Origin of the sequence: Streptomyces sp. NPDC052079, assembly GCF_040680275.1 — a bacterium.
In the GTDB taxonomy this organism is placed as follows: Bacteria; Actinomycetota; Actinomycetes; order Streptomycetales; family Streptomycetaceae; genus Streptomyces.
Genome location: NZ_JBFAWL010000049.1, coordinates 1 through 6,440 on the forward strand (window position 1 = coordinate 1; position 6,440 = coordinate 6,440).

Consider the following 6,440-nt stretch of genomic DNA (forward strand, 5'->3'; position numbering starts at 1 on the left):
GCACACCACCGGTTCCGCACCGTCCGCGCGCAGGTCGTCTGCGTGGTCCGGGTTGCGGATCAGCCCTGTGACGTTGTCGCCGCGCGCCGAGAGCACCCGGGTCAGCCGGCGCGCGATCTTTCCGTGTCCACCCGCGATCACAGTGTGCATGGGCTCATTCTTGCCCCACGCGACCGCTCACGCCGGGCGGCGGGACGGCCGCGGCAGGTCAGGTCGCGCGGTTGCCGCAAAGTCGGCGTACTCGGGCACCGCGCTGGTGCGCGAGACCACCCGGCCACCGGGTCGGGCCGCAGGTGCTCGGGGATTCGCGATCGCGATGCTGTCGTCAGGAGCGCGCGAGCCGGGCCGCGAGATAGGGTGCGGTGGCGCTGCGGCGGGCCCTCGCCACCTTGTCCGGCGGGCCCGACGCGACCACCCGCCCGCCCGCGTCACCGCCGCCCGGACCGAGGTCAATGATCCAGTCGGCGGTGGCGATGGTGTCCAGGTCGTGTTCGACGAGGACGACCGTGTTGCCGGCATCGACGAGCCGGTGCAGCTGTCGCAGCAGCAGCGCGATGTCCGAGGGGTGCAGCCCCGCCGTCGGCTCGTCGAGCAGGTAGAGCGCGTGCCCGCGTCGGGCTCGCTGCAGTTCGGTGGCCAGTTTGATGCGTTGCGCCTCACCGCCGCTGAGTTCCGTCGCGGGCTGGCCCAGCCGTAGGTACCCCAGGCCCACGTCCCGCAACGTCTCCAAACTGCGGGAGGCGGCTGGGACGGCGGACAGGAACGTGGCGGCGGCGTCGACGGACAGCGCCAGTACTTCCGCGATGTTCTTGCCGCGGTAGGTGACTTCCAGCGTTTCGGCGTTGTACCGGGCGCCCCGGCAGGTCGGGCACGGCGCGTAGGTGCCGGGCAGGAACAGCAGTTCCACCGCGACGAATCCTTCGCCCTGGCAGGTCTCGCACCGCCCTTCGGGCACGTTGAAGGAGAACCGCCCGGCCGAGTAGCCGCGCGCCCTGGCCTCGTCCGTCGCCGCGTACAGCTTGCGCACCGCGTCGAACATCCCCGTGTACGTGGCCAGGTTGGACCGGGGAGTTCGCCCGATGGGCCGCTGGTCGACCAGGACCAGCCGGTCGAACGACTCGACCCCCGACGCGTCCTGGACGTCGACCTCCAGTTGCGCCTCGTCCGGCTCCTCGGGTACGAGTCCGAGGTGGCCGCGAACGACCTCGGCGAGTACCTGTGTCACCAGCGTCGACTTTCCGGAACCGGACACGCCCGTCACCGCCGTCAGTACGCAGAGCGGTACGTCGACGGACACGTCGCGCAGATTGTGGCGGGAGACGCCGCGCAGGTGCAGCCAGCCGTGCGGTGTGCGCCGGCGGTGATCGAGCGGCTGGGCGCGGCCGAACAAGTACTGGCTCGTGGCCGACTTCCCGACCCGCTCAAGACCGGCGACCGGGCCGCTGTACAGCACGCGTCCGCCGCCCTCGCCCGCGCCGGGGCCAATGTCGACCACCCAGTCCGCCCGCCGTACGACGTCCATGTCGTGCTCCACGACGAACAGCGAGTTGCCCCCCGCCTTGAGGCGGTCCAGCACGTCCAGCAGCGGTTCCGCGTCAGCCGGGTGCAGGCCCGCGGAGGGTTCGTCGAGGACGTAGACGACGCCGAACAGCCCCGAGCGCAGCTGGGTGGCGATCCGCAGGCGCTGCGCCTCTCCGGGTGACAGGGTCGTCGAGCGGCGCCCGAGGCTGAGATATCCGAGGCCCAGGTCGAGCAGTACGTCGATCCGCGCGACCAGATCGCCGCAGATCCGGACCGCGACCTCGGTCGTCTCCCCGGATCGGGCGGTCGACGTGGTGGCGTCGGCCTCGGACCGCCCCGCGACGGGCCGCAGCAGCACCACGACCTCGGTGAGCGGCATCGCGTTGATCTCGGCGATGGAACGTCCGGCGAAGGTCACGGCGAGCGCCTCGGGCCGCAGTCCGCTGCCGTGACAGGCGGGGCAGGGCACACTCCTGACGAACCGGAGCGCCCGTTCGCGCATCCTCTCGCTCTTGGAGTCGGCGAGGACGTGCATGACGTGCTTGCGGGCGCTCCAGAACTTGCCCTGGTAGCCGTAGTCGACGCGGTCCTCCTCCGGCTCGATGTACACGGAGGGCTGCTCGTCCGTGTACAGCAGCCAGTCCCGGTCCTTCTTCCTGAGCCTGCGCCACGGTCGGTCGATGTCGATCCCCAGGCCTCTCACGACACTGCGCAGGTTGGCGCCCTGCCAGGCGCCCGGCCAGGCGGCGATCGCGCCCTCACGGATGCTCAGCGAGGGGTCCGGGACGAGCAGGTCCTCGGCGACGTCGTGCACGACGCCCAGTCCGTGGCACTCCGGGCAGGCGCCGGCCGCGGTGTTGGGTGAGAACGACTCGGCTTCCAGCCGTTCGGCCCCGGGCGGATAGGTGCCGGCGCGGGAGTACAGCATGCGCACCAGATTGGACAGCGTGGTGATGGTGCCGACCGTCGAGCGCGAGCTGGGCGACCCGCGTCGCTGCTGAAGGGCCACGGCCGGTGGCAGTCCGGTGATTTCCTGCACGTGCGGTGCGCCGACCTGCTGCAACAGCCTTCGGGCGTACGGTGCTACGGACTCGAAGTAGCGCCGCTGGGCCTCCGCGTAGAGTGTGCCGAACGCAAGCGAGGACTTGCCCGAACCGGAGACGCCGGTGAAGGCGACCATCGCGTCCCGCGGAACGTCGACGTCGATGTTCCGCAGGTTGTTCTCACTGGCGCCCCGGACACGCACGAAGGGGTCATTCGCGCCCTTGTTCACCGTTCCTGATTACCTGATCGCGCCGCGAACCGCGCGACAGGCGGCCGTCGCCGGGCTCTGCTCACACCCTTTGCCCCTGAGGGCGAGCGTTCGGCTGAAGCCTTATGGAGCCCCCGCCGCGAGGCGACCGCCCTTCTCGCCCGCTCTCGATCGGCCCCGACTGGGGATCCCCGAACCAGTCGGGGCCTTCGCCTGCCCCCTGCCTGCGCGCTCCGTGGCAGGACACCGGAGCGGGGCGTGCGGTGCCGACCGAGGGAGGCGCGGAGCTGGTGTTCGCGGTGGCGCACGCGACCGTGTGGCCCGGTGGTGGAACAGGCCCTGCACGGGGGACGACGACGATGTCTGACCGTACCGCCTGCACCTGCTGGCAGGGGCCAGCGTGTCACGCGGTGTCGGTGTTACCTCGGGGCATCCTGTGGGCACCCGCGATCGCAGGGCCAGCCGGCGAGAGGGAAGACGGCTCCCCGCCTGCTTTGTGCAGGTAAAGGGCGGTGTTCACTCTACACGGGCACGTGTTGCCGTGGCGGAAACCGTCTGCACTTGTGCTCGGAGGTTCATGGGGCCCGCCGCTTTTCCGCCCGTCGGGAGCAGGCAGGGTGTGGCCCGCATCCGGAGCATGGAGATGGCCTGTGCTGAGGCAGTTGGAAAGCTTCGGAAAGGGAACGGCTCATGGACTACAACACCTTCATGGACACCGTCACCCGGCGCGCCCCTGTCCCCCCGGAGAAGGCGGAGCCCCTCACCCGTGCCACCCTGGAAACCCTGGCCGAGCGGCTCACCAGGGGTGAGGCGGAAGACCTCGCGTCCGAACTGCCCAAGCCGCTGAAGGAACCGCTGGTCTCTCCCACTCCGGAGGCCGAGGCCTTCGGCCTTGACGAGTTCATCAATCGGGTGAGCATGCGAGCCGGGGTGAGCCCGGACGAGGCCCGGGAGGGCGTACGGGCCGAACTCAGCACCATCAAAGACGCGGTCAGTAGTGGCGAGTTCCGCCAGGTGATGTCCCAGCTGCCCCGGGACTTCGAGGCCCTCGTCGGCGCCCCGAGCTAGCCGGCGGATTCGGCGGCCCGGGAGAAGTCCGTTCCGAGCTGCGACATCAGGTCATTGAACTCCTTCTCGCTGATCGCCTGACGGAGCACAGCGAGTACGGTCCGCACACCCCGGTCGGCTTCGTCCTCCTTGAGCATGGTGCGTTCGGCCACGCGCCGCACGCTGTCGTAGTGGCCGAAGCGCTCGATGCGATCCGTGGTTCCCCGGCGCACCGCCTCCGCGAGGCCCCGGGGGAGCTCGATGGTCAGGTCCCTGGCCTCCCCCGGGCTCAGCCTGTGGGCGAGCGTCTCGAGCGTGGCCCAGGTCAGGTCCGCCGCCTCCTGCCGGCTCAGTCCGGTGCGCTCGGCGACGGTACGGAAGAATTCCTGCTCATCCATGCGTCGTCCTCCTTCGCTGGTCTTGCGACAAACAGCGCGGACCCCCTGCAAGCCTGTCATACCGACCCGGCCCGCGCCCGCTCGCGCATGTGTGAGCGGGTCCGGGCGTGGAAACCCGAGGCGTCCCGACTCCAGGGAGGCGTCATGGACGCCCATGTCACTGCCCAGGCAAGCCCCATTGCCTCGGTCAACCCGTACACCGGTGAAAGGGTTCGGGAGTTCCCGGCGCTGAGCGCGGAGGACGTGGAGCGCGCGATGGACGCGGCGCACCGCAGCTTTCCGGACTGGCGTGCCCGGTCGACGGCCGACCGTGGGGCCCTCGTGCAACGTGCCGGCCGGCTCATGAGGGAGCGCAAGGAGGAACTGGCGCACCTCCTGACCCTTGAGGTCGGCAAGCTGATCGACTCGAGCCGTGCAGAGGTCGACCTCGCGTCCGACATCCTCATCTACTACGGGGAGCACGGCCCCGCGTTGCTGGAAGAACGACCCCTGCCGGTGCCCGAGGGCATGGCCGTGCTGGTGAACGAGCCGCTCGGCGTCCTTCTCGGTGTGATGCCGTGGAACTTCCCGCTGTACCAGGTCGTCCGATTCGCGGGTCCGAACCTCGTCCTCGGCAACACGATCCTGCTCAAGCACGCGAGCAGCTGCCCCCAGTCCGCACTGGCACTCGAGCAGCTGTTCGCGGATGCGGGTGTGCCGACCGGGGTCTACACCAATCTTTTCGTGCGGGGCCGAGACGTCGGGAGGATCATCGATGACTCCCGAGTGCAGGGAGCGTCACTCACCGGAAGCGAGCGGGCGGGCGTGAGCCTGGGCGAGATCGCCGGCCGCAATGTCAAGAAGTCCGTCCTCGAGCTGGGTGGCAGCGATCCCTTCATCGTGCTGGACGATCACAACCTCGAGCGCACCGTGTACGCCGCGTTCCTCGCCCGGATGGGCAACACCGGGCAGTGCTGCGTGGCGGCCAAGCGCTTCATCGCCCTTGCCGATGTCTACGACGCCTTCGTCAGCGGGCTGCGTGACCGGATGAGCGAGGTGCAACCGGGAGATCCGGCCGACCCCGCGACCACGCTCGGCCCGCTGTCCTCCGAGGCCGCGGCCGAACTCCTGATGGAGCAGGTTCGTGACGCGGTGGACAAGGGGGCCACGGTGGTGCTGGGCGGCGGGCGGCCCGACCTGCCGGGCGCCTTCGTCGAGCCGACCCTTCTCAGCGACGTCACACCGGACATGCGGGCCTACCGGGAAGAGCTCTTCGGGCCCGTCGCCACGGTCTACCGGGTCGCCGACGAGGACGAGGCCGTGGCACTGGCCAACACCTCCCCCTACGGCCTGGGAGGCGCGGTCTTCGCCGCCGACCCGGAACGTGCTCGCGGAGTCGCGGACCGGCTGGAGGCAGGCATGGTGTGGATCAACCACCCGACCGCGTCCCGACCGGAGCTGCCCTTCGGTGGCATCAAGCGCTCCGGCTACGGGCGCGAACTCGGCGACGTGGGCATCGTGGAATTCGCGAACCGCAAGCTCGTGCGCTACGTGGACGCCGACGCCCCGATCGAGGAAGTACTGGGCTGACTGCGTTCGCTCACCCGCTGATGGGGCGACCGGCATACCGAGCGGCCCGGCCGTCAGCGGTCCAGCTCCTCCTCGACCGGCGGTTTCGGCACGTCGCGCAGATGCTGGGACTGTCCCGGCCTGCCGCGCTCCCGGGCCTGCTCGGCTCGCTGTGCCGGGCTCAACCCGAGGTCGGAGACGGGGTCCACGCGGACCGACCGGGCCACCTCTTCCCGGTTGGCGTACTGCTCGGGCGGGATGCCGCGCAGCGCCTTGATGATGTCCGGCGAGGCGCCCGACCGGCTGGCCGCTTCGATCAGCGTGTCCTTGCCGGCGGGGAAGTCGACATCCTTGAGGGCCTTCACCACATCCCGGGCGCTCGTACTGTGAGTCATGGCGCCTTCTCCTCATCGGAATCGGGATTCTGGCCACCCGGGTAACCGCCAGGGGCCGCTCATTCACCTCATCGACCCGGCGGATTTCCCGCTTTCGCGCGCACCCTCGCCCGGCCGCGAGGAGGCATCGGACTGGTGCTCGCTGGGCGTCAGCCGCCGGCGACGGCGCGTACCGCCTCGTCGGCCGGGGTGGATCCGCTGATCAGTTCGAGGATGCGCCCGGCGGTCCTGGGCTCGTGGAGCAGAGCGGCGAGCACCGCAGCCACGTCATCGCGCGGC

General features: G+C 70.2%; 6 protein-coding genes and 1 pseudogene. 2 read left to right on the forward strand and 5 right to left on the reverse strand.

The annotated features are described in order from the left end of the window. Both AB0L56_RS31405 and uvrA read right to left on the reverse strand, forming a co-directional pair. The coding region (locus AB0L56_RS31405) for an NAD(P)H-binding protein (RefSeq protein ID WP_365429534.1) at window positions 1-150 on the reverse strand (150 nt) is incomplete at its 3' end. 175 nt (window positions 151-325) lie between these two features. Beyond that, on the reverse strand, window positions 326-2,794 hold the full coding sequence (uvrA, locus tag AB0L56_RS31410; protein ID WP_365429526.1) for an excinuclease ABC subunit UvrA: 2,469 nt from the start codon (window positions 2,792-2,794) through the stop codon (window positions 326-328). A 669-nt stretch (window positions 2,795-3,463) separates the two neighbouring features. Here uvrA and AB0L56_RS31415 point away from each other — a divergent pair. After that, window positions 3,464-3,841, forward strand: a complete 378-nt coding sequence (locus AB0L56_RS31415; RefSeq protein WP_361028246.1) for a DUF2267 domain-containing protein — start codon at window positions 3,464-3,466, stop codon at window positions 3,839-3,841. On the opposite strand, the gene AB0L56_RS31420 is transcribed toward AB0L56_RS31415, so the two are convergent. Then, window positions 3,838-4,218 carry a DUF2267 domain-containing protein gene (locus AB0L56_RS31420; RefSeq protein WP_361028243.1) on the reverse strand — a complete coding sequence of 127 codons (381 nt, stop codon included), beginning with the start codon at window positions 4,216-4,218 and terminating at the stop codon, window positions 3,838-3,840. The two genes, AB0L56_RS31415 and AB0L56_RS31420, sit on opposite strands and share 4 nt — an antisense overlap. A 144-nt stretch (window positions 4,219-4,362) precedes the next feature. Here AB0L56_RS31420 and AB0L56_RS31425 point away from each other — a divergent pair, with 144 nt between their 5' ends. Beyond that, window positions 4,363-5,787, forward strand: a complete 1,425-nt coding sequence (locus AB0L56_RS31425) for an NAD-dependent succinate-semialdehyde dehydrogenase (RefSeq protein ID WP_365429531.1) — start codon at window positions 4,363-4,365, stop codon at window positions 5,785-5,787. 53 nt (window positions 5,788-5,840) lie between these two features. Here the strand turns inward: AB0L56_RS31425 and AB0L56_RS31430 are convergent, their stop codons facing one another. Together AB0L56_RS31430 and AB0L56_RS31435 are read right to left on the reverse strand one after the other, a co-directional pair. Further along, on the reverse strand, window positions 5,841-6,161 hold the full coding sequence (locus AB0L56_RS31430) for a DUF2795 domain-containing protein (RefSeq protein ID WP_361028237.1): 321 nt from the start codon (window positions 6,159-6,161) through the stop codon (window positions 5,841-5,843). 149 nt (window positions 6,162-6,310) lie between these two features. Next, window positions 6,311-6,440 (reverse strand): annotated as a pseudogene (locus AB0L56_RS31435) (NAD-dependent dehydratase); the annotation flags it as partial.